At 51.1% G+C, this 221-nt stretch carries 1 protein-coding gene; it reads left to right on the top strand.

All coding sequences use genetic code 11. The features are described 5' to 3' along the window. Positions 1-221: IS5/IS1182 family transposase (locus tag OGY13_RS00135; RefSeq protein WP_024176516.1), on the top strand; the 221-nt coding region annotated here is incomplete at its 3' end.

Genomic DNA, 221 nt, shown 5'->3' with positions numbered 1-221 from the left:
ATGAGTCATCAACTTACCTTCGCCGACAGTGAATTCAGCAGTAAGCGCCGTCAGACCAGAAAAGAGATTTTCTTGTCCCGCATGGAGCAGATTCTGCCATGGCAAAACATGGTGGAAGTCATCGAGCCGTTTTACCCCAAGGCTGGTAATGGCCGGCGACCTTATCCGCTGGAAACCATGCTACGCATTCACTGCATGCAGCATTGGTACAACCTGAGCGA

This window comes from Citrobacter sp. Cpo045, from assembly GCF_030332875.1.
GTDB classification, from domain to species: Bacteria; Pseudomonadota; Gammaproteobacteria; order Enterobacterales; family Enterobacteriaceae; genus Citrobacter; species Citrobacter portucalensis.
The sequence above is the reverse complement of the archived record's forward strand: the minus strand, read 5'-3'. Positions and strand labels throughout refer to the sequence as shown.